The 25,386-nt window shown below is 68.3% G+C and carries 19 protein-coding genes; 13 read left to right on the top strand and 6 right to left on the bottom strand.

All coding sequences use genetic code 11. The features are described 5' to 3' along the window. Positions 1-32: 32 nt before the first annotated feature. The 8 genes from H9L16_RS10810 to H9L16_RS10845 all read left to right on the top strand — a co-directional run bounded on the left by H9L16_RS10810 (position 33) and on the right by H9L16_RS10845 (position 8,520). Positions 33-2,063: a hypothetical protein gene (locus tag H9L16_RS10810; protein WP_187551705.1), complete on the top strand. Its 2,031-nt coding sequence runs from the start codon at positions 33-35 to the stop codon at positions 2,061-2,063. A gap of 34 nt (positions 2,064-2,097) precedes the next feature. Continuing rightward, complete coding sequence (locus tag H9L16_RS10815) at positions 2,098-2,718, top strand: YdbL family probable chaperone protein (protein WP_187551706.1); 621 nt, start codon at positions 2,098-2,100, stop codon at positions 2,716-2,718. 214 nt (positions 2,719-2,932) lie between these two features. Further along, positions 2,933-4,276, top strand: coding sequence for a 23S rRNA (uracil(1939)-C(5))-methyltransferase RlmD (gene rlmD / locus H9L16_RS10820; protein WP_187551707.1), 1,344 nt, complete (start codon positions 2,933-2,935; stop codon positions 4,274-4,276). Between the two features lie 13 nt (positions 4,277-4,289). After that, a complete protein-coding gene (locus H9L16_RS10825; RefSeq protein WP_187551708.1) occupies positions 4,290-4,817 on the top strand; it encodes a CYTH domain-containing protein in 528 nt (175 codons plus the stop codon). Continuing rightward, a complete protein-coding gene (gene nagZ, locus H9L16_RS10830; RefSeq protein ID WP_187551709.1) occupies positions 4,818-5,870 on the top strand; it encodes a beta-N-acetylhexosaminidase in 1,053 nt (350 codons plus the stop codon). Beyond that, the gene (locus H9L16_RS10835) at positions 5,867-6,424 is read left to right on the top strand and encodes a hypoxanthine-guanine phosphoribosyltransferase (protein ID WP_187551710.1); all 558 of its coding nucleotides are present in this window, start codon (positions 5,867-5,869) and stop codon (positions 6,422-6,424) included. The genes nagZ and H9L16_RS10835 overlap by 4 nt, the downstream gene beginning before the upstream one ends. Before the next feature lie 81 nt (positions 6,425-6,505). Beyond that, entirely contained in the window at positions 6,506-7,255 is a 750-nt protein-coding gene (locus H9L16_RS10840) for an S-methyl-5'-thioinosine phosphorylase (RefSeq protein WP_187551711.1), read from the top strand. An 8-nt stretch (positions 7,256-7,263) separates the two neighbouring features. Then, the gene (locus tag H9L16_RS10845; protein ID WP_187551712.1) at positions 7,264-8,520 is read left to right on the top strand and encodes an FAD-dependent oxidoreductase; all 1,257 of its coding nucleotides are present in this window, start codon (positions 7,264-7,266) and stop codon (positions 8,518-8,520) included. Between the two features lie 10 nt (positions 8,521-8,530). On the opposite strand, the gene H9L16_RS10850 is transcribed toward H9L16_RS10845, so the two are convergent. The 3 genes from H9L16_RS10850 to H9L16_RS10860 are packed head-to-tail and all read right to left on the bottom strand — an operon-like array spanning position 8,531 to position 11,778. Then, complete coding sequence (locus tag H9L16_RS10850) at positions 8,531-10,288, bottom strand: ABC transporter transmembrane domain-containing protein (protein ID WP_187551713.1); 1,758 nt, start codon at positions 10,286-10,288, stop codon at positions 8,531-8,533. A 36-nt stretch (positions 10,289-10,324) separates the two neighbouring features. Next, on the bottom strand, positions 10,325-11,263 hold the full coding sequence (locus tag H9L16_RS10855) for a flagellar biosynthesis protein FlhF (protein WP_187551714.1): 939 nt from the start codon (positions 11,261-11,263) through the stop codon (positions 10,325-10,327). After that, positions 11,260-11,778 (bottom strand): RNA polymerase sigma factor, encoded by a 519-nt coding sequence (locus tag H9L16_RS10860; RefSeq protein ID WP_425507267.1) that lies wholly within the window; start codon positions 11,776-11,778, stop codon positions 11,260-11,262. The genes H9L16_RS10855 and H9L16_RS10860 overlap by 4 nt, the downstream gene beginning before the upstream one ends. Positions 11,779-11,969: 191 nt before the next feature. Here H9L16_RS10860 and H9L16_RS10865 point away from each other — a divergent pair, with 191 nt between their 5' ends. Continuing rightward, complete coding sequence (locus tag H9L16_RS10865) at positions 11,970-14,618, top strand: EAL domain-containing protein (protein ID WP_187551716.1); 2,649 nt, start codon at positions 11,970-11,972, stop codon at positions 14,616-14,618. Between the two features lie 10 nt (positions 14,619-14,628). Here H9L16_RS10865 and H9L16_RS10870 read toward each other — a convergent pair whose 3' ends face one another. Then, positions 14,629-16,053, bottom strand: coding sequence for an aldehyde dehydrogenase family protein (locus H9L16_RS10870; RefSeq protein ID WP_187551717.1), 1,425 nt, complete (start codon positions 16,051-16,053; stop codon positions 14,629-14,631). Then, positions 16,050-17,390, bottom strand: a complete 1,341-nt coding sequence (gene xseA, locus H9L16_RS10875; protein WP_187551718.1) for an exodeoxyribonuclease VII large subunit — start codon at positions 17,388-17,390, stop codon at positions 16,050-16,052. The genes H9L16_RS10870 and xseA overlap by 4 nt, the downstream gene beginning before the upstream one ends. Before the next feature lie 176 nt (positions 17,391-17,566). Between xseA and ispG the strand changes: the two genes are divergently transcribed. From ispG to H9L16_RS10890, 3 genes are read left to right on the top strand one after another with little or no spacing between them, the layout of a single operon-like run. Continuing rightward, positions 17,567-18,820, top strand: a complete 1,254-nt coding sequence (ispG, locus tag H9L16_RS10880) for a flavodoxin-dependent (E)-4-hydroxy-3-methylbut-2-enyl-diphosphate synthase (RefSeq protein WP_187551719.1) — start codon at positions 17,567-17,569, stop codon at positions 18,818-18,820. A 60-nt stretch (positions 18,821-18,880) separates the two neighbouring features. Further along, on the top strand, positions 18,881-20,926 hold the full coding sequence (locus H9L16_RS10885; RefSeq protein WP_187551720.1) for an HD domain-containing phosphohydrolase: 2,046 nt from the start codon (positions 18,881-18,883) through the stop codon (positions 20,924-20,926). Then, the gene (locus H9L16_RS10890; RefSeq protein WP_187551721.1) at positions 20,923-21,651 is read left to right on the top strand and encodes a phosphatase PAP2 family protein; all 729 of its coding nucleotides are present in this window, start codon (positions 20,923-20,925) and stop codon (positions 21,649-21,651) included. Before H9L16_RS10885 ends, H9L16_RS10890 begins: the two co-directional genes overlap by 4 nt. A gap of 3 nt (positions 21,652-21,654) precedes the next feature. Here H9L16_RS10890 and H9L16_RS10895 read toward each other — a convergent pair whose 3' ends face one another. Beyond that, complete coding sequence (locus H9L16_RS10895) at positions 21,655-22,554, bottom strand: GGDEF domain-containing protein (protein WP_187551722.1); 900 nt, start codon at positions 22,552-22,554, stop codon at positions 21,655-21,657. Between the two features lie 92 nt (positions 22,555-22,646). Between H9L16_RS10895 and H9L16_RS10900 the strand changes: the two genes are divergently transcribed. Beyond that, positions 22,647-25,385 (top strand): serine/threonine-protein kinase, encoded by a 2,739-nt coding sequence (locus H9L16_RS10900; RefSeq protein ID WP_187551723.1) that lies wholly within the window; start codon positions 22,647-22,649, stop codon positions 25,383-25,385. The last annotated feature ends 1 nt before the right edge of the window (position 25,386 follow it).

Below are 25,386 nucleotides of genomic sequence, written 5' to 3' on the forward strand. Positions count from 1 at the left end.
GCGATGCGGCCTCGGCTTTGTATGCTGCGGACATGTGGCGTTCGATCTTAGCGACTTGTTCCCTGCTGGCGATGCTGGCGGCCGCGCCCGTGCACGCGCGCAGCGCGCAGGTGCGGATCGCCAAGATCGGCACCGCGGTGGCCACGCTGGAACAGGTGCGGGTGCGGCTGGACTGGCCGGAAGGCGCCACGACCGGTGAATTGCAGTTGTGGGCAGGAACGGTCGAGGCCGCGGACCTCGGCTACCGCTATCGCAACCTGCACTGGCGCTGCCCGCTGCAGCGCGTGGCCAACGACGGTTGGCAGTGCGATGGCGTGTTGCGCTCCGGCAACGCCGCGCCATTGCGGCTGGCCGTGCAGTTCGATGCCGCGACCACGCAGGCATCGTTGACGCAAGGCGGCGCGCGTTTCGCGCTGGATCGCAATGCCGCCACGCCGGACCTGACCTCACTTGATCTCACCCGCGTACCGATCACCTGGGCGCAGGCACTGCTGGCGCAGGCATGGCCGGAGGCGCGGCTGAAGAGCGGCTTGCTCGATGCGTCGTTGGTGATCGAAGCACCCGCCAACCGCCCGTTGCGGATCAGCGGGCCGCTGCGGCTGCGCGGCATCGGCCTGGAAACCGCGGACGCGACGATCGCCGGCGAGAACCTCGGCGGCGACCTGCGCATCGACTATCGGACCACGCCCGCGCAGTCGCTGATGGCGTTGGACGGCGAGCTGCGCGGCGGCGAATTCCTCGCCGGCAATACGTATGTCGCGTTGCCGGCAACGCCGGTTGGCCTGCGCATCGACGCGAGCAAACATGCCGGCGCGGGCTGGGAATTGCCGCGCGTCGAGTGGCGCGACGGCGATGCGCTGCAGGCCAGCGGGAAACTCGCATTCGCCGCCGATGGCGCGCTGGCCTCGATGGCAGTCGACGTGGGCAGCCGCGACATGTCGCCGCTGCGGCCGCGTTACTTGTCCGGCTGGATGGGATTGTTCGGCCTGGGCGATGTCGACCTGCTCGGGGCGATGGACTTGCATGTGGAAGCGCGGGGAGGGGCGCTGTCGCGGATCGATGCGATCCTGCACGGCGTGGACCTGCGCGACCCGGCGCGTCGTTTCGTGTTCGACGGACTCGATGGCGATCTGCGCTATTCGGCGTCCACGCCGGTGCGCAGCGAACTGCGCTGGCAAGGCGGCCAGTTGTACGGACTCGCATTCGGTGAAGCGCGGCTGCCGATGGCCAGTGCCGACGGCCTGCTGCGCTTCCGCGAAGACGTGCGCGTGCCATTGATGGGCGGCGCGATGACCCTGCGCGAGGTCGTGATTCGTCCGCCGGCCGACGCAACGGGCATGGAGATCCGCTTCGGCCTGGGGCTGGACGACATCGACTTCGGCAAGGTCTCGCAGGCGTTGGGCCTGCCGGCATTCCAGGGGCGCCTGAGCGGCAACATTCCGGACGCGCGCTACGCCGACGAGCGCATCGATTTCAATGGCGGCCTGTCGATGCAATTGTTCGACGGCCGGGTGGCGTTCTCGGCACTGTCGCTGGAGCGCCCGTTCGGCAGCGCGCCCAGTCTTAGCGCGAACATCGCGTTCGATGGCCTCGACCTGTTGCGGCTGACCGAAGTACTCGGCTTCGGCAGCATCACCGGACGCATCGACGGCCGCATCGAGGGATTGCGCCTGGTCGACTGGACGCCGGTCGCGTTCGACGCGCGTTTCATCACCGACGAAGCGCCGGGGGTCAAACAGCGGATCAGCCAGCGCGCCGTGCAGAACATCAGCAGCGTCGGCGATGCCTCCTTCGTCACCAGCTTGCAGGGCCAGCTGATCGGGTTGTTCGACGATTTCGGCTATCGTCGGATCGGCATCGGTTGTCGGCTTGCGAACGAGATTTGCGCGATGTCGGGCCTGGATTCACATCGCAGTCAGGCCGGCAACGCCTTTACTATCGTCGAGGGTGCCGGCCTGCCCCGGCTGGACGTGGTCGGTTTCAATCGCAACGTCGACTGGCCCACCCTGGTCGAGCGCCTGGTGGCGGTCGGCAAGGGCGAAGTGGCGCCGGTCGTGGAATGACGAATCGTCGAATGATGCATACAGGAGCAAGGTCATGAAGCAGTGGTTGGGCATGCCGGTCGCCGGCGCGCTGTTGTTGAGCGCATGCGTGACGATCAACGTCTATTTCCCGGCGGCGGAGGCGAAGGAAGCGGCACGCGAGTTCGTCGAGAAGGTCATCAACGAAGCCGACAAGGTCGAGATGAAGGATCCGTCCGCGCCCGCGGGTGGGATGGCGTCGCTGGGCATGCGGATCCGGTCCGACCTCTCCGGCTTCGACCCGTGGGTGCTGGTCGGCATCGGTAGCGCGCAGGCGCAGTCGGCGCCGGACATCAGCCTGAAGACGCCGGCGATCCAGGCGATCCAGTCGCGGATGGAATCGCGTTTCAACGCGACGTTGCGCGGCGGTTTCGACAGCGGCGCGCTGGGCTTCACCGCTGACGGCCTGGTCACCGTGCGCGATGCCGGCAAGCTGGAGCTGAAGGATCGGGTGGGCATGAATGCCGCGGTCGCCGATGACAACCGCGACCGCAAGGCGGTCTATCGCGAAGTCGCGGTGGCCAATGGCCATCCCGAATGGGAAACCCAGATCCGCGACGTGTTCGCCCGCCAGTGGATCGCCAGCGCTCGCCCGGGTTGGTGGTACCAGTCCGGCGGGAGCTGGAAGCAGAAGTGACGCTTCAACCCCTCTCCCTCCGGGAGAGGGGGTTGGGGTGAGGGTGCGACAGCAGCGATGAACGAACGGCTGCAGAACCCTCATCCGGCGCTTCGCGCCACCTTCTCCCGGAGAAGGGAAAGACAACGGCTCGCTTCGGCGGGTCGTCTGCTGTCAGGAACCCGGGGAATGCATATCTGCCAAAATAGCCGGCCACCCCGCAGCTAGCCGCCACGTGGCCCGACTCGATCACTCCCCGAAGTCCCTCGACATCGTCAACCTGACCCATGACGGTCGTGGCGTGGCCCGCTGGCCGGACGGCCAGCACGCCGGCAAGACCGTATTCGTGAGCGGCGCATTGCCGGGCGAAACCGTGCTGGTCCAGCAGACCACCCGCTCGCGCAATTTCGACGAAGCGAAGACGCTGGAGGTCGTGCAGGCATCGCCGGATCGTGTCGAGCCGCGTTGCCCGCATTTCGGTACCTGTGGCGGCTGCGTGCTGCAGCACCTCGCGGAAGAGAAGCAGATCGAGGCCAAGCAGGGCGTGCTGCTGGACAACCTGCAGCGCATCGGCCATGTGACGCCGCAGTCGCTGCTGCCGCCGTTGCGTGGCGACAGCTGGGGCTATCGCCGCAAGGGCCGGTTTTCGGTGCGCCGGGTCGAGAAGAAGGACAAGACCCTGGTCGGTTTCCGCGAGCAGGATCCGCGCTTCGTCGCCGACATCGGCGAGTGCCACGTGGTCGTGCCCCAGCTCGGCTTCAAGGTCGCCGCGCTCGGCGCGCTGGTCGATGGCCTGGATGCGCGGCGCGACATCCCGCAGATCGAATTCATCACCGGCGATGCGCATGTGGCGCTGGTGTTCCGCCACCTGCAGCCCTTGTCCGATGCCGACCAGGCCAGGCTTGCGGCGTTCGCTGCGGAGCACGGCTTCACGATCTTCCTGCAGCCCGGCGGCAACGACTCCGTGCATCCGCTGTCCGGCGATGCGCCGCAGCTGTCGTTCCGGTTGGCGCAATGGGATATCGAACTGCTGTTCCGCCCGCTGGACTTCATCCAGGTCAACGCGAAACTCAACGAAGCGATGATCGCGCGTGCGCTGGAGTTGCTGGACGTGCAACCCGGCGAGCGGGTGCTTGATCTGTTCTGCGGCCTCGGCAACTTCACCCTGCCGCTGGCACGTGCCTCGGGCGATGGCGATGTCGTCGGTGTGGAAGGCGAGGTCGGCCTGGTGCAGCGCGCCCGCGCGAATGCCGAGTACAACGGCCTCGCCAACGCGCAGTTCCATGCCGCCGATCTGGCGCAGGACTTGGCGGCGCAGCCGTGGCTCAAGGCCGGCTTCGACAAGCTGCTGCTGGATCCGGCGCGCTCCGGCGCGATCGAAGTGCTGAAGCAACTGCCGCTGAAAAGACTCAAGCGCATCGTCTACGTCAGTTGCCATCCGGGTTCGCTGGCCCGCGATGCCGCCTGGCTGGTCAACGAAGCCGGTTGGACCTTGCGCGAGGCCGGCGTGATGGACATGTTCCCGCATACCGCGCACGTCGAGTCGATCGCCGTGTTCGATCCGCCGAAGAAGGGCTGAGGAGGACAGCCCGATGGGCATCGAGATCGAACGCAAGTTCCTGCCCGTCGATGACGCCTGGCGCGCCGCCGCGCACAAGGTCGTGCCGATGGCGCAGGGCTACCTCAACGATCTCGCGATCGTCGATTCCGGCGCGATGCAGGCCTCGGTGCGGGTGCGCATCGAGGGCGAGGCCGCGTTCCTCAACATCAAGTCGCGCGAAGCAGGGCCCAGTCGCCAGGAATTCGAGTACGAAATCCCGTTGGCCGATGCGCGCGCGCTGCTCGCGCTGTGCGTGGGCGGCAGGATCGACAAGCACCGCCATTACGTGCAGCACGCCGGGCATCTGTGGGAAATCGACGAATTCCATGGCGACAACGCCGGCCTGGTGGTCGCCGAGATCGAACTGGGCCGCGTCGATGAAGCCTTCGCCAAGCCCGAGTGGCTCGGCGTGGAAGCCACTCACGCACAGCGCTACTACAATCTGGCATTGGCCTCGCGGCCGTACTCGCAGTGGCGCGAGGACGAGCGCCTGGCGCTTGATCTCACCGAAGGACACTAGATGCTGCAGATCGGCGTTTCCGGGCACGAACTCACCGCGCGGGAGCGCGACTGGCTGCAGCACGATGCCTGCGCCGGGGTGGTGCTGTTCGCGCGCAACTTCGCCAGCCGCGCGCAGGTGGCGGAGCTGACCCAGGCGATCCGCGAAGCAGCAAAGCGTCCGCAACTGGTGTGCGTGGACCAGGAAGGCGGTCGCGTCCAGCGGTTCCGCGAGGGGTACAGCAAACTGCCGCCGCTGTCCGGCTTCGACACGTTGTATCGCGCCGACGCCGCTGCGGCGCTTGCGCTGGCGCACGAGCATGCATGGCTGATGGCCAGCGAAATCCGCGCGACCGGCGTCGACATGAGTTTCGCGCCGGTGATCGACCTCGACCGCGGCAACCTGGCGATCGGCAACCGCGCGTTCTCGCCGGATCCCGACATCGTCGCCGCCTTCACGCGCGCCTATGTCGCCGGCATGCATGAAGCCGGCATGCCCGCGACCATCAAGCACTTCCCGGGCCACGGTTCGATCCGCGAGGACACCCACTTCGATGCTGCGGTGGACGACCGTTCGCTGGAAGCGATGCAGGCCACCGACCTGATCCCGTTCGTGGCCGGCATCGACGCCGGCGCGGACGCAGTGATGATGGCGCACGTGACCTATCCGCGAATCGCGCCGGAACCTGCCGGCTACGCGCCCCGCTGGATCGGCGGGATCCTGCGCGGGCAGATGGGCTTCCGCGGCGCGGTGTTCTCCGATGACATCGGCATGGCCGCGGCGCATTCCGCCGGTGGGGTGAAGGCGCGCATCGACGCGCACCTCGACGCCGGTTGCGATGTGGTGCTGGCCTGCAACATGAAGATGGTCGAGGAATCGCTGCGCGCGATCGAAGGGCGCACACTGAACACGATGGCCGTGGTTGGCCTGGTGGGTCGCGGTGCACGCGGATGGGACGGCCTGATGGCCGACCATCGCTACGAGGAGGCGAGGGCGAAGCTGGCCACGGTTCCGGTTGCGACGCAGGACGCCGGTGCGACCTCCGGCGCGATCAACGTGGGAGACGTGGCATGAGCGGACCGAAACTGGCGGATGCACTGGCGACGGCGCATGTCGTCTTCGACAAGGCCACCCTGGAAGCGGCGATCGCACGCATGGCCGACGAGATCCGCCCGGCGTACGCCGACGGCGACGTGCCGCTGTACATCACCGTGATGAATGGCGGGCTGCCGTTCGCCGCGCAGCTGGCGTTCGCGCTGGGCGAACTCGGGCTGGACCTGCAGTTCGATTACCTGCACGCCACCCGTTATCGTGGCCAGACCACGGGTTCCGGCCTGGCCTGGCTGCACCGGCCGGCCACGCCGATGCGCGGACGCAAGGTCCTGCTGGCCGACGACATCCTCGACGAGGGCCACACCCTGCTGGCGATCAAGCAGTGGTGCGAAGACCAGGGCGCGGCCGAAGTGCGCATCGCGGTGCTTGCCGAGAAAGTCCACGACCGTTGCGTGGACGGCATCTGCGCCGATCACGTGGGCGTGCAGGTGCCGGACGCGTACGTGTTCGGCTACGGGATGGATTTCCATGAGCAGGGGCGCAACCTGCCGGCGATTTATGCGCTTGGTGAATGAGCCGGCAACTGTGCGGGCACGCGGGCGCGCCGTCGGCGCGATCGTGTGCCCTCGACGGATCAAGGTGAGTCGGAACAGCCAATGACGATTGAACTCGCAGTGATCGGCGGCACCGGCGTCTACGCGCTGGGCGAACTGGCCGATATCGAAACCCACCAGCCGGTCACGCCGTACGGCGCGCCGTCGGGGCCGATCCGCGTGGGCATGTTCGCCGGCAAGCGCGTGGCGTTCCTGGCGCGTCATGGCGAGGGTCATTCGCTGCCGCCGCACAAGATCAACTACCGCGCCAACCTCGCGGCGCTGAAGGCGATCGGCGCGGCCCGCGTGCTGGCGATGAATACCGTCGGCGGCATCACCGCGCAGTGCGGGCCGCGCGTGCTGGCCTGTCCGGACCAGCTGATCGACTACACCTGGGGCCGCATCTCGACCTTGTGCGAAGAGCCCGGCACCGAGGTGCTGCACGTCGATTTCGGTGACCCGTACACCCCGTCGCTGCGCGCACAGATCATTGCCGCGGCGAAGCAGGCCGGCATAGCCCTGGTCGATGCCGGCTGCTACGGCGCGACCCAGGGCCCACGCCTGGAAACAAGGGCCGAGATCGCGCGCATGCGCCGCGATGGCTGCGATCTGGTCGGAATGACCGGCATGCCCGAGGCCGGCATCGCCCGCGAGCTTGGCCTGGACTATGCGTGCCTGGCGATCGTCGCCAACTGGGCGGCGGGCGCCGGCCCCGATGTCGACGAAGCGATCACCCTGCAGGACGTGCTGGACAACGTGGCCGCGGCGATGGACGACGCGGCCCGGCTGTTGCGGGCGATGTTGGCCGGCTGAGCCGCGCGATGACGCGTCGGCATGTCGCCATCGTCGGTTGCGGCACCGGCGGGCAGGCCGCGGCGCTGGCCTTGGCGCGCCAGGGGCATTCGATCGAAGTCTTCGAGCGGGTGCCGAATCCCGGACCGGTCGGCGCCGGCTTCCTGCTGCAACCCACCGGCTTGCAGGCGCTTTGGCAGTTAGGCCTGCTCGACCAAGCTTGCGCGTTGGGGGCACCGGTCGCGCGTCTCTACGGCGAGACGCCTGAAGGGCGCGCGGTGATGGACATGCGCTACGTCGGCCTCGACCCGCGCCTGTGTGGCCTCGGCATGCAGCGCGGCGCGTTGTTCGCCTTGCTGCACCAGGCGATCGGCCTTGAAGCCGACATCCAGTTGCATGCCGGTCACGCCATCGCCGAACTGGATTGCGAAGGCGGTCGCCTGCGCGATGCGAATGGACGATGGCATGGCCCGTTCGATGCGGTGGTGGTCGCCGATGGGTCGGCGTCGACGCTGCGCGCGGCGGTCACCGGCATGCGCATCGATGCACCGTATCCGTGGGGTGCGCTCTGGTGCCTGTTGCCGGAAGGCGACTGGCCGTGGCCGACGGAATTGCGCCAGCGCTATCACCGCGCACGACGGATGGCGGGCATGCTGCCGGTCGGGACGATGCCCGGCGATCCAGTGCGGCGATTGAGTTTCTTCTGGAGCCTGCCGGTCGCGCAGTTCGATGCCTGGCGCGAGGGTGGGCGCGATGCGTGGTTTGGCGAACTCCATGCGTTGTGGCCGCATGCACGCGAGCGGCTAGGCGATGATTTCCCGGTCGAATGCCTGGCACGTGCGGCGTATCGTGATGCCATTCCGAAACGCTGGTCGCGCGGTCGTGCCGTGCTGCTGGGCGATGCTGCGCATGCGATGAGTCCGCAACTCGGGCAGGGCGTGAACATGGCGCTGGTGGATGCGTTGGCGCTGACGCGTGCGCTGGATGCGCATGCCGATGTGCGCGCGGCATTCGACGGCTACGAACGCGAGCGGCGTGCGCATCTGGCGGCCTACCACCGTTTCAGCCGCTGGCTGACGCCGCTGTTCCAGTCGGATCGCGATGCGCTGGCCCGCGTGCGTGATCTTGCGTTCCTGCCGATGGGTCGACTGCCGGTTGCACGCGGGCAGATGTTGCGGGTCTTGGCCGGCACCCAGCGGGGCTGGTGGGGACGCCATCGGCTGGAAGATCCATTCGTCGACGGGTTGCAGCGTGCGCTCGCTCGCGCGAGTGCGACTCAGGCGTAGCGCGGCACACTCAGTCGAGGAATTGCAGCTTCGCCAGATCGGCGTAGAGGCCGCCCTGCGCGATCAATTCGGCATGGGTGCCTTCGGCGACGATACGGCCGGCATCGATCACCACGATTCGGTCGGCGCGCAGCACGGTGGCCAGGCGGTGCGCGACGACCAGCGTGGTTCGGCCTTCCATCAAATGTTCCAGTGCGGTCTGCACGGCGCGTTCGCTCTGCGCGTCGAGCGCCGAAGTCGCTTCGTCGAGCAGCAGCACCGGCGCGTCCTTGAGCAGCGCACGGGCGATGGCGACGCGCTGCTGCTGGCCGCCGGACAGCCGCGCGCCGCGTTCGCCGAGTTCGCTGGCGAAGCCGTCGGGCAATGCATCGAGGAACGTGTCGGCTTCGGCCGCTTCTGCAGCCTGGCGAACATCTTCGTCGCTGGCGTCGAGGCGTCCGTAGCGGATGTTGTCGGCGGCGCTGGCGGCGAACAGCGTGGGCGATTGCGGCACCAGGGCGATGGCTTCGCGCAGCGCGTCGAGATCGAGTTCGCGCAGGTCGATGCCATCCAGCCGGATGGTGCCGGCCTGCGGATCGTGGAAGCGCAGCAGCAGCGACAGCAAGGTGCTCTTGCCCGCTCCGGACGGGCCGACCAGCGCCACGGTTTCGCCGGGCTGCACGCGCAGGCTGAAATCGAGCAGCGCGGCGGTGTCCGGGCGTTGCGGATAATGGAAGGTCACCGCATCGAACACGATCTCGCCGCGCACACGCTCGGCGAACTTCGTTGGCGACGCCGGTGCGTTGACCTGCGGGGTTTCCTGCAGCAGTTCGTTGATCCGGCCCATGCCGCCGGCGGCGCGTTGCAGTTCGTTCCAGACCTCGGCCAGCGCGCCGACCGAGCCACCGCCGATCAGCGCGTACAGCACGAACTGGCCCAGGCTGCCGGCGCTCATGCGCCCGGCGATCACGTCGTGCGCGCCCGACCACAGCACCAGGATGATCGCGCCGAAGATCAGGCTCATCGCCACCGCGGTGACGATCGACTGCGCGGCGATGCGCTTGCGCGCGGTCGCCACCGCCGTTGCGATCGCCGTTGCGTAGCGCTGGCGCTCGTACGGTTCGCGCGCATGCGCCTGCACCGTACGCACGGCGCCGAGCGCTTCGGAGGCCAGCGCATTGGCGTCGGCCACCCGGTCCTGGCTGGCCCGCGAGACTTTCTGGATGCGCCGGCTACCGATCACGATCGGCAGCACCGCCAGCGGGATGCCCAGCACCGCCCATGCGGCAAGCTTCGGGCTGGTGACGAACAACATCGCCAGTGCGCCGATCACGGTCACGACGCTGCGCAAGGCGACCGACATGCTCGAACCGACCACGCTGCGCAGCAGTTCCGCGTCTGCAGTGAGCCGCGAAATCAGTTCGCCGCTGCGGCTGCGATCGAAGAAGCCCGCGTCGAGCCCGAGCAGGTGCGCATACAGCCGGCTGCGCAGGTCGGCGACCACGCGTTCGCCGAGCAGGGTCACGAAGAAATACCGGGCGGCGGTCGCCAGCGCCAGTGCCAGGATCACCAGCAGCACCAACCCGAAGGTGCGGTCGGTATTGGCCTCGCTGCTGAAACCGTGGTCGATCATCGAGCGGAACGCGACCGGCAAGCTGAGGGTCGCCGCGGAGGAACAGGCCAGCGCCAGCAGCCAGGCCATGAACAGGCCGGAGTGCCGACGAACGAATGGCCACAGCGCGCGGAGCGAGCCGATGGGCGCCTTGGGCACCGGAGTGGGGGAGGTCATGCGCACATGGTAGCGGCGTGCTGCCGCGGCCGGGCATCAGGGTTCGAGCTTGCGCAGCTCCGGCGGCAGCACCGCATCGGGATAGCGGCGGCGGAACTCGGCCAGGCTGGCCTTGGCCTCGTCGACCTTGCCCTGCTGCTGCAGCTCGCCGATCCGGCGCAGCCAGGCATCGCGCGCGGCCGGCGCATCCATCGTGGCCGGCGGCACGTCTTCCTCGTCGATGGCATTGGCGAACGTATCGAGGGTTGCTGCGTCGGCGGCAGCTTCCGCTTCATTCCCTTGATGAATGCGCTTCGCCTGCGGCTTGACCCTGGTACCGGAGACACTGATCGCCTCTTCGGTTGCCGCAACACGTCCCATCGCCGCTTGCGGAAGTGCAGGCGCGGGTGCGGCAGGTGCCGGCGGTGCGGGCGGTGCAGGGGGCGGTGCCATGACCTCGACCGACATCGCATCGGCCATCGCCGCTTCGGATGGCGGCGACGGGACGAAGACCGGCGCGTCGGCGCGGACTTCGGCCACGGATGTCGCCGGTGCGCTTTCGCGGGCGATTCGCGCGTTGTCTTCGACAGGGGCGGCTTGCGGGGGCGGCGAAACCCTCGGCATCGGTCGCGATTGCATGGCATCTGCGGTGCGGGCGGGTGCGGCTTCGATCGAACGCATGACCGCTTGTTCGCCATTGCCGGCCTGGTCGGCACTGGCGATCAGAGGGGGGGCTGCCGACACCGAAGGCGCGGTCGGTGGCTGCAATTGCCAGGCCAGGCCGACCGCCAGGCTGACCGACGCCGCCGCGGTCAGCGGGACGATCCAGCCGCGTCGACGCTTCGCAATCGGTCCCGGTCCCAGCGCGGCATGCGCGGCCGCCAGGATCCGTGCGTCCAGGCCTGCGTCGGGTTCATCACGGCCGTGCAGGCGCGGCAGGCGTGCGGCCAGCGCGCGCTCGTCGGCGTCCAGCGGTTCGCGTGGCAGGCGGGTCATGCCGGCAGCCCCGCGCGCAGCTTGTCCATGGCGTAGCGCAGGCGCGACTTCACCGTCTCCCGACCCACGCCGGTGATGGTGCCGATCTCTTCCAGCGTCAGTTCCTGTTCCAGCCGCAACAGCAGGACCTCGCGTTGTTCTTCGGGCAAGTCATCGAGCGCCAGCTGCAACTGGCGGCGACGCTCGAACTCCGACAATACCCGCTCGGGCGTGTCGGGATCGGCAACGCGGGCCAGCCGCTCGTCGGCATCGGACGGGGCGGCGGGGCGATGCTTGAGGCTGCGCCAGTGATCGCCGAGGCGGTGGTGGGCGATGGTGTACAGCCAGGTCGCGAAGCCGGCATCCGGCGTCCAGCCCGCACGGGCGGACACGACCCGCTGCCAGACATCCTGGAAGAATTCGTCGGCCAGGGCGTTGTCGCGCAGCTGTCGCAACAGATAGCGATACAGTTTGCCGCGATGGCGCGCATAGAGTTGCCCGAACGCCGCGGCATCGCCCGCCGCATAGGCAAGCATCAGTACTTCGTCGCTGGGTTCCGGGGCATCCACGGCCGCCAGCGTACGGACTGGCGTGGCTGGCGGGAAGGGCGGCCGGCAGGCAGCGGGGGCGGGCAGGGCATGGGGCACGCAAACGGGAACGGGCGAGGGCGTGCAACGGGGTTGCCCGGGTGCGGCGCCCGATCGCGTAGTTCAAGTATGCTCGCCGAATGAACGGGGTCCGGGTCGTGCCATTGCCGAATGGCGCCGATGAGGCGCAGCTGCCTCGCGGTGCCGCGCCCGCGCGCGATGCGCTAGGCCGCGACGAGTTGGCCCGCCTGCTGGAGTCGGCGGAGCAACGGATCGAGTCGCTGCATCGTTCGGAGCGGTTGCAGCAGGCGTTGTACGAGATCGCCGACCTCGCCGGCGGCAGCCTGGAACTGCAGGAGATGTTGCGCCGGATCCACGCCATCGTGGGCGAGTTGATGTATGCCGGCAACCTGTACATCGTGCTTTACGACGAGCACCGGCAGACCATGCGTTTCCTGTATTTCGTCGACCGCCTGGATCCATGGGTCAACGACCCCGGCGAGGAGATGGCGGTCACCGACGACGAAAACACCCTGACCATGCATCTGCTGCGCACCGGCGAGGCGCTGCGCGGCCCGTCGGCGGAACTGCGGATCAACAACGCTATCCCGTTCGGCGACAGCAACGGTCCAGACAGCGCCGACTGGCTGGGGGTGCCGATGCGCCGCGGCGCGCAAGTGGTCGGCGCGATCGTGGTGCAGAACTACGAGAAGCGCGATATCTACAGCGACGAAGACCGCGCGCTGCTGGCCTACGTGGCCCAGCACATTCTGACCGCGCTGGACCGCCACGAGGCGCGCGAGCAGCTCGAAAAGCGCGTGCAGGAGCGCACCGCGGAATTGCAGCAGGCCAACCGCGATCTGCAAGTTGAGGTGTCGGAGCGGCAGCGTGCGCAGGAACTGCAACGCGCGCTGTTCCGGATCGCCGAACTCTCGATGACCAGCGAGACGCTGGAGCGCTTCTACGCCGAGATCCACAAGGTCGTCGGTGGCCTGTTGTATGCGCGCAATTTCTACATCGCGATGCTGACCATCGACGGCAGCATGCTGGAGTTCCCCTATTCGGTGGACGACCGCGACCAGATGCGCAAGCCGCGCCGGGTCGCCAACGGCTTGACCGAATACGTGTTGCGCAACGGCAAGCCGCTGCTGGCCGACCGTGCGCGGATCCGCCGGCTGGAGTCGGAAGGCAAGGTCCGAAGCATCGGCACCTTGGCGCATTGCTGGCTGGGCGTGCCGTTGCTCTACGACGACAAGGTGGTCGGCGTGATCGCGGTGCAGAGTTATTCGCCGGATATCGCCTTCACTACCCGCGACCAGGAACTGCTGACCTTCGTCGCGTACCACATCGGCAGCAGCCTGGCCCGCAAGCAAGCGCAGGACCGCTTGATGCACGCACATGCGGGGCTGGAACAGCGGGTCAGCGAGCGCACCCGCGAACTGGCCGAGGCCAATGCAGAGCTGGTCGAACAGATCGGCGAGCGCATGCGCGCCGAACGCAAGCTGACCTACCAGGCCACCCATGACGCATTGACTGGCCTGCCGAACCGTACCCAGTTGCTGGAACGCCTGGGCAAGGCGATCGCGGTGGCGCGCGGCAACCCGCAGGCCTGTTTCGCGGTGCTGTTCCTCGACCTGGACCGTTTCAAGCTGGTCAACGACAGCGCCGGCCACGCGGTGGGCGACGAACTGCTGATCGAGGCCGCCCGCCGCATCGTCGGCAGCGTGCGCACGGGCGACGTGGTGTCGCGGCTCGGTGGCGACGAATTCGCGATCCTCGCGGAAAGCCTGGACGGCCCGGACATGGCCGCGGAACTCGGCCGCCGCGTGCTGGCCGCGCTGGGCGCGCCGGTCTGGCTGGCCGGGCGCGAACTGTTCCCGACCGCCAGCATCGGCATCGCCTTGTCGCATGCGCGCTACGACAGCGGCGAAGACATGCTGCGCGATGCCGATGCCGCGATGTATCGCGCCAAGGGCGATGGCCGCGACCGCTCGGTGATGTTCGACGAACACATGCGCGATGAAGCGACCCGCATCCTCGACATGGAATCGGACCTGCGCCGGGCGATCAACAGCGAAGCGTTCGAGCCGTTCTACCAACCGATCGTGCAACTGGTCAGCGGCGAGCGCGTGGGCCAGGAGGCGTTGCTGCGCTGGCGCCACGAACAGCGAGGCCTGCTCACGCCGGGCGATTTCCTCGACGTGGGCGAGGACAGCGGATTGATCGAGCAGGTGGACTGGCTGATGTATGCGCGGGTGGTCGCTGACATGGCCCGCTATCCGATGCCGGGCTACGTGGCGATCAACGTGTCACCGCGGCATTTCCGTGTACCCGATTTCGCCAGCCGACTGCTGGACCTGCTGGATGCGGCGCAGGTCGCGCCATCGCGGCTGCGCATCGAGATCACCGAGGTTGCCTTGCTCGACGACGCGCCGCGCACCAGCGAAAGCCTGAACATGCTGCGTTCGCACGGCGTGCTGGCGCAGCTGGATGACTTCGGCACCGGCTTCTCCGCGCTGTCGTACCTGCACCGTTTCCCGATCGCCAGCCTGAAGATCGACCGCAGCTTCGTCTCAGGCCTGGACGGCGATGTGCGCACCGAGAGCGTGGCGGTGATCCGCGCGATCGTCGCGCTGGCCAACAGCCTGAGCATCGAGATCATCGCCGAGGGTGTGGAAACCCAGCGCCAGCGCGAACGCCTGCACGACCTGGGTTGCATGTACGCGCAGGGCTACCTGTTCGGCCGGCCGGCGCCGCCGGTGCCGTACGTGCCGCCGCCGTCGAGCTGAGCCCCGGGCCTCAGTCGCGCAACACCAGCAGGCGCGGCTCGGTCATGTCCTCGATCGCATGGCGCACGCCCTCGCGCCCCAAGCCCGAGTGCTTGATCCCGCCGTAAGGCATGTTGTCGACGCGGAAACTCGGCACGTCGCCGACCACCACGCCACCCACCTCCAGTCGATCCCAGGCCCGCATCGCATGCTCGATGCGGGCGGTGAACACACCGGCCTGCAGGCCGAAGTCGCTGTCGTTGGCCCGCGCGATGGCCTCGTCGAAATCATCGAAGGCCTCGATGCAGGCGACCGGGCCGAACGCTTCCTTGCAGTAGAGATCGGCGTCGCGCGGCACATCCCGCAGCAGCGAAGCGCCCAGCAGGTTTCCGGTGCGCTTGCCGCGCACCAGCGCCTTCGCACCGCCGCGGATGGCGTCGGCGATCCAGCCGTCGATGCGCTTCGCCGACGCTTCGTCGATGACCGGGCCGATGAAGGTCGTTTCCTCGCGCGGATCGCCGGCTTTCAACTTCTTGACCGCCGCGACGAGCTTCTTCACCAGCGCATCGTGAAGATCGCGATGGACCAGGATGCGCTGCACGCTGATGCAACTCTGGCCGCTCTGGTAGTACGCGCCGAAGACGAGACGCTCGACCACTTCGTCCAGCGGCCGGCCCGGATCGGCATCGATGATGCAGGCGGCATTGCCGCCCAGTTCCAGGGTGACTTTCTTGCGCCCGGCGCGCGCTTTCATGTCCCAGCCGACCAGGCCGCCGGTAAAACTGAGCAGGGCGATGCGCTCGTCCTCCACCAGCGCCGATGCGTCCTGGTTGCTGCACGGCATGATCGAGAACGCGCCTGCGGGCAGGTCGGTTTCGGCCAGCACCTCGCCGATGATCAATGCGCCCAGCGGGGTTTTCGCCGCCGGCTTGAGCACGAACGGGCAGCCCGCGGCGATCGCCGGCGCGACCTTGTGGGCGACCAGGTTGAGCGGGAAATTGAACGGGGTGATGAAGCTGCAGGCGCCGATCGGCACCCGTTTGGTCATGCCGCGATAGCCGCGTGTGCGCGGCGACAGTTGCAGTTCCAGCACCTCGCCGCCGATGCGGGTCGCTTCGCCGGCGGCGATCCGGAAGGTGTCGATCAATCGGGTGACTTCGCCGCGGGCGTCGCGGATCGGCTTGCCGGCCTCGATGCACAGGACCAGCGCGAGTTCCTCGCTGCGGGCCTGGAAGCGCGCCACGCAATGTTCCAGTACGTCACGGCGGGCGTCGGGCGGAAACGCGGCCATCGGTTCGCGCGCGGCGTGGGCGGCGGCGATGGCGGCCTCGATGGCGTCGGCATCGGCGAATGCGGTGCGTGCCACGCGCTCGCCGCTGAACTTGTCGAATACCTCAAGTGCGGCGTTGGCCTGGACGGGTCGGTTGGCGAGGTAATACGGCCAGCGTTTTTTCATGTCGCGGACTCCGTTGCTTCCACGCGCAAGTGCAGGCGTCCGTCGTGCAGGCGCGCTTGCAGGGCATCGCCCGCTTGCGCGTCGGCGATGCCGCGGACCACATGGCCGTCTTCGCGCTGGAGGATGCTGTAACCGCGCGCGACGGTGGCCAGCGGGCTGATCGCATGCAACGACCGCGCCAGTCCGCGCAGGCGCAGGGCTTCGTGTTGCAAGTGGCGCGCAAGCAGCGATTGCGGGCGTCCGCGCAGCGACTGCAGGCGTTCGCGCAGGCGGTCGATGCGGCGGCGTGGATGCGCAGCGCGTAGCACTGCATCGGCATGTCGCAGCCGCGCGCGCTCCTGCTCCAGCCGCCGCTGCATGGCGTTGGTCAAACGCAGCCACGCTTGTTCGCCGCGCCGCGCCAGCGCATCGAGTCGCGCCTGCGGGCGCAGTGCATGCAGGCGCAAGAACGCGCGGTCGATGCGTTGCGCGCGCTGGCGCAGGAGATTGGCCTGTTGCGACTGCAACTGGCGATGCAGGCCATGCAGCTGCGCGAGCAGGTTGGTCCGATCGGGCACAAGCAATTCCGCCGCAGCCGAAGGGGTGGGCGCGCGCAGGTCGGCAGCGAAATCGGCCAGGGTGAAGTCGGTCTCGTGGCCGATCGCGGACACCACTGGCACCGGGCTGGCGGCGATCGCCCGCACCAGCGCTTCGTCGTTGAACGCCCACAGATCTTCCAGCGAACCGCCACCACGGGCGACCAACACCACGTCGTAGCGGCCGCTGGTGGTGGCGCGCTGGAGCATCGTGCGGATCTGCGCAGCCGCAGCGTCGCCCTGCACCGGGACCGGCAACAGGTCGACTTCGACCAGCGGGAAGCGCCTTCGCAGCACGCTGACGATGTCGCGGATCACCGCACCGCTCGGCGAGGTCAGCACCGCAAGCCGGCGCACATGCGCGGGCAGGGGACGCTTGCGGGCGGTATCGAACAGGCCTTCGGCCTGCAATCGTGCCTTCAGTTCCTCGAACGCGCGACGTAGCGCGCCTTCGCCGGCTTCCTCCATCGAATCGAGGATCAACTGGTAGTCGCCGCGCGCCTCGTACAGGGTCAGGCGGCCGCGCGCGAGCACGCGCAGGCCCTCACGCGGGGCGAAGTTCAGCCACTGGCTCTTCGGCTTGAACAACGCGCAGCGCACCTGCGCCCGCGCGTCCTTGAGGGTGAAGTACAGGTGTCCGGAACCGGGCCGCGACAGGTTGCCGATCTCGCCCTCGACCAGCACCAGCGGGAACGCGCCTTCCAGCAGGTCGCGGGCCAGGGTATTCAGCTGGCTGGGGGTGAGGATGTGCGCTTGGCTCATTTTCGCAGGATACGACGATGGCCGAGATGGTTGGGTCGGAGTCCTGCCTTGCCCCTCGAGTTCGAGCTCGCCATGGATGGCGCGCGGCCGCGCATCGGAACCGGATGCGGAGCCTAAGCGGCGAACTCGAGGGGCAAGGCAGAGCTTCGACGCGAGGAGGCCGCTAAAATGGCCGCATGACGCATTCCAGCCCGCACCAGTTCGGCCCCGCGCCGCGCCGCTCCACTCGCCAGGTCTCGATCGGCGGGATTCAGGTCGGTGGCTCTGCGCCGGTGGTCGTGCAGTCGATGACCAATACCGACACCGCCGATGTCGCTTCGACCACGAAACAGGTCGCCGAACTGTGGCGGGCGGGTTCGGAACTTGTGCGCATCACCGTGAACAACGCCGAGTCCGCCGCGGCGGTGCCGCGCATCGTCGACAAGCTGGCGATGATGGGGATCGCGGTTCCGCTGATCGGCGATTTCCACTACAACGGCCACACCCTGCTGGCCAACGAGCCGGCTTGCGCGGAAGCGCTGGCGAAGTACAGGATCAACCCGGGCAATGTCGGCTTCGGCAAGAAGCGCGATACCCAGTTCGCTCAGCTGATCGAGTTCGCGATCCAGTATTCGAAGCCGGTGCGCATCGGTGCCAACTGGGGCTCGCTGGACCAGTCGCTGGCGGCGATGCTGATGGACGAGAACGCCCTGCGCGCCGAGCCCTGGGATGCCGGTCGGGTCATGCGCGAGGCGCTGATCCGCTCGGCGCTCGATTCCGCGCATCGTGCCGTGGAAATCGGCTTGCCGGCGGATCGCATCGTGTTGAGCGCCAAGGTCAGCGGCGTGCAGGAACTGGTTGCGGTCTACCGGGACCTCGCCACGCGCAGCGATTTCGCGCTGCACCTGGGCCTGACCGAGGCCGGCATCGGCAGCAAGGGCATCGTGGCGTCCAGCGCGGCCTTGGCCGTGCTCATGCAGGAAGGCATCGGCGACACCATCCGCATCTCGCTGACCCCGGAGCCGGGCGCCTCGCGCACGCAGGAGGTGATCGTGGCGCAGGAACTGCTCCAGACCATGGGCCTGCGCGCGTTCACCCCGATGGTGACCGCTTGCCCCGGCTGCGGGCGCACCACCTCGGAGTTCTTCCAGGAACTCGCGGGCGTGGTCCAAAACCACGTGCGCGCAAAGATGCCGGAGTGGAAGATCAGCCATCCCGGCGCGGAGAACATGACCCTCGCGGTGATGGGCTGCATCGTCAACGGCCCCGGCGAATCGCGCCACGCCAACATCGGCATCTCGCTGCCGGGCACCGGCGAAACGCCGGCGGCACCCGTCTTCGTGGATGGCGAGAAAACCGTGACCCTGCGCGGCGACAACATCGCCCACGAGTTCGTGGCCTTGATCGACGAATACGTGGACCGCCGCTACCGCGCGGGCCGGCCGGACTGATCCGCGACAGCGCCGCGGCGCGCTAGACTCGGTCGCATCGCACGCGCCTTGGGGGGCGCCATGCACGGCAAGCGCACCAGCATCCCGCTCTACCTGCACATCACCTTGCTGTCGTTCGGCCTGGTGGTCGCGACTGCGCTCGTGCTGCGGCATTTTGGTGACGTGATTCCGGGGCTCGCCGAGTTCGGCTTGCTGCTCGGCGCGGTGGCGATCGTGGCCTTGCTGGCGTCGCGCAGGATCGCCGCGCCGCTGGAAGCGCTGGCGAAGGAAGCGGAGGCGGTCCGCCACTTCGACTTCAACGACCACCCGTTGATCCATTCGACGGTGCGGGAAATCGACCAGCTCGGCGGTGCCTTCGACCAGATGCGCGATGCGGTGCGCCGTTTTTTGCGAATCAACCGCCGTCTCGCCACCGAGACCGACCTGGAAGCCCTGCAGCCATGGTTGCTCGACAAGATGGTCGATATCGCCGGTGCGCGTGCCGGCGTGCTCTATCTGGTCGATGCCGCCGACGATGCGTTGCGCGCCACCGCGATGGACACCAGCGGTGGTCGCGCCAACGCGGTGCGCGACTTGCCACCGTTGGCGCAGGATGCGTTGCCGCGCCTGCTCGCCGATGCGCGCGCGACGATGCGGCCGGTGGGCGGTCATCTGTCCGGCGACGACTTGCAGGCGCTCGGCCTGGAACCCGAGTTCGCCGCGTTCGGCACGCTTGCGTTGCCCTTGCAGGATCGCCGCGAGCAGTTGCTGGGCATGCTGCTGCTGTTCAAGGACGGCGAGATCGACGAGGCCAGCGCGAGCTTCATCGCCGCGCTGGCGGCGAGTGCGGCGACCTCGCTGGAAACGCAGGAACTGCTGCGCGGACAGAAAGCGCTGATGGAGGCGAGCATCCGCATGGTCGCCGGTGCCATCGACGCACAGAGCCCCTACACCGGCGGCCATTGCGAGCGCGTGCCGGAGCTGACCTTCATGCTGGCGCGCGCGGCCTGCGCAACGCAGGCCGGCCCGTATGCCGGCTTCGACCTCGATACCGAGCAGTGGGAAGCCCTGCATATCGCGGCCTGGCTGCACGATTGCGGCAAGGTCACCACGCCCGAATACGTGGTCGACAAGGCGACCAAGCTGGAGACGGTGAACGACCGCATCCACGAGATCCGCACCCGCTTCGAGGTGCTCAAGCGCGATGCCGACATCGACTACTGGCGCGGCGTGGCGCAGGGCGGCGACGAGACTGCGTTGCGGCAGGCACGCGATGCACTGCAGGCCACGCTCGACAGCGAATTCGCCTTCGTCGCGCAATGCAATGTCGGCGGCGAATTCCTCTCGCCGGACAAGCAGGCGCGGCTGCGCGAGATCGGCTCACGCCGCTGGCAGCGCACCCTGGACGATCGCCTCGGCCTGTCGCGCGACGAACTGGCGCGCAAGCCACCGCAAGCTGCGGCACTTCCCGCGGATGAAACCCTGCTGGCCGACAAGCCGGAACACCGCATCGCCCGGCCGGAATCGGAACGCATCCCGGACGACAACCGCTGGGGCTTCCGCATGGACGTGCCGGAGCTGCTGTACAACCGCGGCGAGCTGCACAACCTGTCGATCAGCCGCGGCACGCTGACCGCGGAAGAGCGCTACAAGATCAACGAGCACATGGTGCAGACCATCGTGATGCTCGGGGAGTTGCCGTTCCCGCGCCACCTGCGCGAGGTGCCCGAGATCGCCGGCGGCCACCATGAAAAAATGGACGGCACCGGCTATCCCAAGCGACTGGATCGCAGCCAACTGAGCCCGCTGGCGCGGATGATGGCGATCGCCGACATCTTCGAGGCGCTGACCGCCGCGGACCGCCGTACAAGCCCGGCAAGACCCTGTCCGAGGCACTGTCGATCATGGCGAAGATGCGCCAGGACCAGCACATCGACCCGGAACTGTTCGAGCTGTTCCTGCGCAGCGGCGTGCACCAGGACTATGCGCAGCGCTTCATGCGCGCCGAGCAGGTCGATGCGGTGCGCATCGAGGACTATCTGTAGCGCACCGCGTCGTGAACCGGCCTCCACGCCGCGATGGCTATCATCCGCGCCTGCCATGACTGACCGATCGCCGCACGCATGACGCCTCCCACCGAACCGCATCTGCCGCACTCGGCCGACGAGGCGGTGGAGGTTGCGCGCGAAGACGCCCGTTTCGGCATCGCGTTCCTGCGGCAGCGCTGGCGGCGCTTGCTGCTGGCTTTCGCCGGCCTGTTGTTGCCGCTGTGGGGCTTCGGCGAACTGGCCGATGACGTCCGCGACGCCGAACCGTTCCCGTTCGACGCGCCGGTCCTGCAGTTCGCCCAGGGCATTGCCCGCGACGGCTTCGACCGCGCGTTCCTGTTGTTCTCGAAACTCGGCTACCAATGGGGCGTGGTGCCCGTCGATGTCGTGCTGGTGTTGGGCCTGGCCGCGATGCGCAAGCTGCGCGAGGGCCTGTTCGCCGGCATCGCGATCATCGGCTCGGCGCTGCTCAACCTGGGTGCCAAGCAGTTGTTCGCGCGCGAGCGGCCGACGCTGTGGGAATCGATCGCGCCGGAGAGCAGTTTCAGTTTTCCCAGCGGCCATGCGATGGGCTCGATCACCCTGGCGATGGTGCTGATCCTGCTGGCCTGGCACACGCGCTGGCGCTGGTGGGTGACTGTGCCGATGACCGCGTTCGTGTTGATGGTCGGGCTGTCGCGGGTGTACCTGGGCGTGCACTACCCGTCGGACATCCTCGCCGGCTGGGCATTCTCGATCGGCTGGGTGGTCGGTGCCTATCTGCTGGTGTTCCCGCACCGCCAGCGGCCGTGGCAGCCGCGCTGAGGCTCAGGCTTCCACGCAGACCCGATTGCGCCCTTCGCTCTTCGCGCGGTACAACGCGGTGTCGGCGGCGGCCATCAGCGCAGGGCGGGTATCGCGTTGCGGCGACAGCGCGGCAATGCCGATGCTGACGGTGATCCGCTGCGGTTCGCCGCCGGGTGCAAAGGGCGCGTCGGCGACCGCTTCGCGCAGGCGTTCGGCGAACACGCGCGCGGCTTCGGCATCGCATTCGGGCAGCAGCAACGCGAATTCCTCGCCGCCGATGCGCGCGGCGATGTCGTCGCTGCGCACGTGGCGGCGCAGGAGCAGGGCGATCTGGCGCAGCACTTCGTCGCCGGAAATGTGGCCGTAGCGGTCGTTGACCGGCTTGAACAGGTCGACATCGACGATGCACAGCGACAGCGGCCGCGCATGGCGGATCGAGCGTGCGATTTCCTTGTCGGCCATCTCGATGAAATGCCGGCGGTTGTACAACTCGGTCAGGGCGTCGTGGGTGGCGAGCTGGTAGATCTCCTCGTGGTAGCTCGCCTCCACGCTGTCCTGGCTGATGAACTTGAGGATGCTTTCGCCCACCGTGACCTGGTCGCCGTCGGCCAGCGCGGTGTCGCCGCTGATGCGCACGTCATTCACGCGGGTGGCATTGGTCGCGCCGAGGTCGCGGATGCGGTAGCCATTGCCATCGCGCCAGACCCGGCAGTGCTCGCGGGACACGCTCTTGTGGGCGATGACGAGGTCGGCTTCCTGCGAACGACCGACCAGCACGGCGGCATCGGTGATGTCGGCGCGTCGGCCCAGGCCCTCGCCATGGATCACCACCACGCAGGCCGAGCGTGGCGCGGACCGCAAGGGTCCGTGGCTCAACACGGTGCGCTGGGTGGTGTCGTGGAGCTCGGTGTCCGGTTCCATTCCGTCGGCGGCAGCGTCAACAGTCGCGCGCAGTGTAGCGCCTGCACAAGCGCAGTCGCGGTGTTCGCTAGAATCGGGCGAAAGGGGGAGCCATGGCACAGGGTCCGCACGACGATCCCGAGCGCACCGAGCTGCTGGCGACGCGCTCGCAGGCGGCGGATGCGAGGGTGGGCGAAGCGTCTGCGTTGCCGCCGGGCGCTAGGCTCGGTCGCTATCGCATCGAGTCGCTGCTCGGTCGCGGCGGCATGGGCGAGGTCTATCGCGCCGAACAACTGGAGCCGGTGCGGCGCACGGTCGCGCTGAAGCTGCTGCGCGCGCAGAAACTCGATGCCCGCCACCTGGCCTATTTCGAGGTGGAGCGGCAATTGCTGGCGCAGATGCGCCATCCCGCCATCGCCCAGGTCTTCGACGCCGATACCACCGCCGACGGGCACCCGTTCTTCGCGATGGAGTTCATCGCCGGCAGTCCCATCACCGCGTATTGCGATGCGCACGCGATGCCAACCGACGCGCGCATCGCGCTGTTCATCCGCGTCTGCGAAGGCGTGCAGCACGCGCACCAGAAAGGCGTGATCCATCGCGACCTCAAGCCGGGCAACCTGCTGGTGGACGAGGTCGACGGCCGCGCGCTGCCGAAGATCATCGACTTCGGTATCGCCACCGCCACCTCGCTGACCGAGGGCCGCGAGGTCGCCGGCACGCCCGACTACATGAGTCCCGAACAGGCCGGCGGCGACCAGGCCTTGGTCGATACGCGCAGCGATGTGTATGCGCTGGGCGTGGTGCTCAGCGAGCTGCTCACCGGCCGGCGTCCGTTGATCGCGGGCGAAACCGTCACCGATCGCGACCGCACCCTGCGCCTGCCATCCGCGCAGTTGTCCACGTTATCCCCGGCCGATGCCGAGCGGCTGGCGAAGGCGCATGGCGAACCGGTGTCGCGGATGCGCCGGGTGCTGCAAGGCGAGCTGGACTGGGTGGTGGCGAAGGCGATGCGCCACGACCGCAATGAACGCTATGCCAGCGCCGCGGCGATGGCCGACGACCTGCAGCGCTTCATCGATGCCCGTCCGGTGCAGGCGGTGCCGGCCTCGCGCGGGTATGCGATGCGCAAGTTCGCGCAGCGTCATCGCACCGGCATTGCCGCGGCATCGTTCGTCGCGCTGGCGCTGGTCGGCGGGCTTGCGTTGTCGGTCTACGGCCTGCTGCAGGCGCGTGCGCAGCGCGCCATCGCCGAACAGCGCACCGTCGAGCTGGAGAAGGTCGCGGCGTTCCAGCAATCGATGCTGCAGGGCATCGACATCGAGGCGATGGGCATCGGCCTGGCCGACGGCTTGCGCGGCCAGTTGGCGTCAGGCGATCCCGTGGACGCGCAGGCGCTGGATCGCGGGCTGGCGCAGGCCAGCACCGCCGACGTGGCACGGGGGTTGATCGACCAGCAGATCCTGGCGAATGCGGAGCGCGCGATCGACCGCGACTTCGCCCGCGAGCCTGCACTGGCCGCCGACCTGCGCGAATCCGTGGCGCGCGTGCGGATGGCACTCGGCCTGCCGCAAGACGCCGCGCGCGGTTTCGCGCAGGTCGCCGACTATCGCGTCGGCGCGCTCGGACGTTCAGCGCCGGAAACCCTGCGCGCGCGGCAAGCGCAGGTGAGCGCGATACTGGAAGCGGGCGAGGCCAAGCCGGCACTGGTCCTGATCGAAGCCGCGTTGGCCGATGCCGCCGCGTTGCTGCCCAGCGATGCGCTGCGGATCAAGTTGCGGCTCAACCAGGCGGAGGCGGTGGCCTCGCTCGGCGATCGACCGAAGGGGCGGGCGCTGCTGGAAGCGGTGCGCGCCGACAGCCTGGAACTGCGAGGCGAGCGCGACCCGACCACGATGGAGGTCACCAACAGCCTGGCGATCCTCACTGGCCGCATGGGCGAGGCAAAAGAAGGTCGCGCGTTGATGGAACGGCTGGTGCCGTTGCGTACCCAGGTGCTGGGCGTCGGCCATGCCGACACCCTGGCCTCGCTGCACAACCTCGCGGTGATGCGAATCATGACCGGCGACGAGGATGGTGCCGTCGCCTTGCAGCAAGGACTGGTGCAGACGCAGACGCGCCGGCTCGGTGCCGAGCACCCGCAGACGCTGGGCGAGCGCGGCAACCTGGCCAACATGCTCAACGACAGCGGCAAGCCCGCCGAAGCGCTGCCGGTCGCCGAAGCCGTGGTCGAGGCGCGCACCCGCGTGCTCGGCGCGGAAGACGCGCAGACCCTGCGTTCCAAGCTCAATCTGTCGACGATCTACGCGCGGCTGAAGCGCTTCGACGAGTCGATTGCTCTGCAGGAGCAGGTGGCAGAGGCGCGCACGCGCCGGCTCGGGCCGGAGCATCCGGACACGCTTTTCATCCAGCTCAATCGCGCCGCCACGCTGTATCAGGCCGGGCAGGCGAAGGCTGCGCTGGCGCAACTGGATCGCTACCTGCCGGTCGCGCGCACGCAACTCGGCGACAAGCATCCGCAGGTGCAGATGGGCTTCGACATCCGCGCGCAGTCGGCCGATGAACTCGGCGACAAGGCGCTGGCGATGGCTTCGTGGCGCACCCTGCTCGAAATCCGCGAAGACGCCTTGGGCGCGGACGACGCGCGCACCGTGGATGCTGCCTGGCAACTCGAAGGCATGCTGCGCAGCGCGGGCAACCGCGACGAAGCCGACGCCTTGCGCGCGCGCTACATCGCGCCGCTGCTGGAGGCGAAGGAGGACAGCCTCAGCGAAGAACAGGCGACCAAGCGCAAGGACATCATCGAGACCGAGCGCGAGGAAGCCCTCGCCGCGCGTACTGCGGCGAAGTGAG

This window comes from Thermomonas carbonis, assembly GCF_014396975.1.
GTDB classification, from domain to species: domain Bacteria; phylum Pseudomonadota; class Gammaproteobacteria; order Xanthomonadales; family Xanthomonadaceae; genus Thermomonas; species Thermomonas carbonis.

What these genes read in the sequence shown, in the direction of transcription:
- H9L16_RS10850 (WP_187551713.1), bottom strand. Translation starts at nt 10,288, where the DNA reads ATGACCTCCCCCACTCCGGTGCCCAAGGCGCCCATCGGCTCGCTCCGC.
- H9L16_RS10810 (WP_187551705.1), top strand. Translation starts at nt 33, where the DNA reads ATGTGGCGTTCGATCTTAGCGACTTGTTCCCTGCTGGCGATGCTGGCG.
- H9L16_RS10860 (WP_425507267.1), bottom strand. Translation starts at nt 11,778, where the DNA reads ATGCTTGCCTATGCGGCGGGCGATGCCGCGGCGTTCGGGCAACTCTAT.
- H9L16_RS10845 (WP_187551712.1), top strand. Translation starts at nt 7,264, where the DNA reads ATGACGCGTCGGCATGTCGCCATCGTCGGTTGCGGCACCGGCGGGCAG.
- H9L16_RS10855 (WP_187551714.1), bottom strand. Translation starts at nt 11,263, where the DNA reads ATGACCCGCCTGCCACGCGAACCGCTGGACGCCGACGAGCGCGCGCTG.
- H9L16_RS10870 (WP_187551717.1), bottom strand. Translation starts at nt 16,053, where the DNA reads ATGAAAAAACGCTGGCCGTATTACCTCGCCAACCGACCCGTCCAGGCC.
- H9L16_RS10900 (WP_187551723.1), top strand. Translation starts at nt 22,647, where the DNA reads ATGGCACAGGGTCCGCACGACGATCCCGAGCGCACCGAGCTGCTGGCG.
- ispG (WP_187551719.1), top strand. Translation starts at nt 17,567, where the DNA reads ATGACGCATTCCAGCCCGCACCAGTTCGGCCCCGCGCCGCGCCGCTCC.
- H9L16_RS10835 (WP_187551710.1), top strand. Translation starts at nt 5,867, where the DNA reads ATGAGCGGACCGAAACTGGCGGATGCACTGGCGACGGCGCATGTCGTC.
- H9L16_RS10865 (WP_187551716.1), top strand. Translation starts at nt 11,970, where the DNA reads ATGAACGGGGTCCGGGTCGTGCCATTGCCGAATGGCGCCGATGAGGCG.
- H9L16_RS10890 (WP_187551721.1), top strand. Translation starts at nt 20,923, where the DNA reads ATGACGCCTCCCACCGAACCGCATCTGCCGCACTCGGCCGACGAGGCG.
- xseA (WP_187551718.1), bottom strand. Translation starts at nt 17,390, where the DNA reads ATGAGCCAAGCGCACATCCTCACCCCCAGCCAGCTGAATACCCTGGCC.
- H9L16_RS10895 (WP_187551722.1), bottom strand. Translation starts at nt 22,554, where the DNA reads ATGGAACCGGACACCGAGCTCCACGACACCACCCAGCGCACCGTGTTG.
- H9L16_RS10815 (WP_187551706.1), top strand. Translation starts at nt 2,098, where the DNA reads ATGAAGCAGTGGTTGGGCATGCCGGTCGCCGGCGCGCTGTTGTTGAGC.
- H9L16_RS10885 (WP_187551720.1), top strand. Translation starts at nt 18,881, where the DNA reads ATGCACGGCAAGCGCACCAGCATCCCGCTCTACCTGCACATCACCTTG.
- H9L16_RS10825 (WP_187551708.1), top strand. Translation starts at nt 4,290, where the DNA reads ATGGGCATCGAGATCGAACGCAAGTTCCTGCCCGTCGATGACGCCTGG.
- H9L16_RS10840 (WP_187551711.1), top strand. Translation starts at nt 6,506, where the DNA reads ATGACGATTGAACTCGCAGTGATCGGCGGCACCGGCGTCTACGCGCTG.
- nagZ (WP_187551709.1), top strand. Translation starts at nt 4,818, where the DNA reads ATGCTGCAGATCGGCGTTTCCGGGCACGAACTCACCGCGCGGGAGCGC.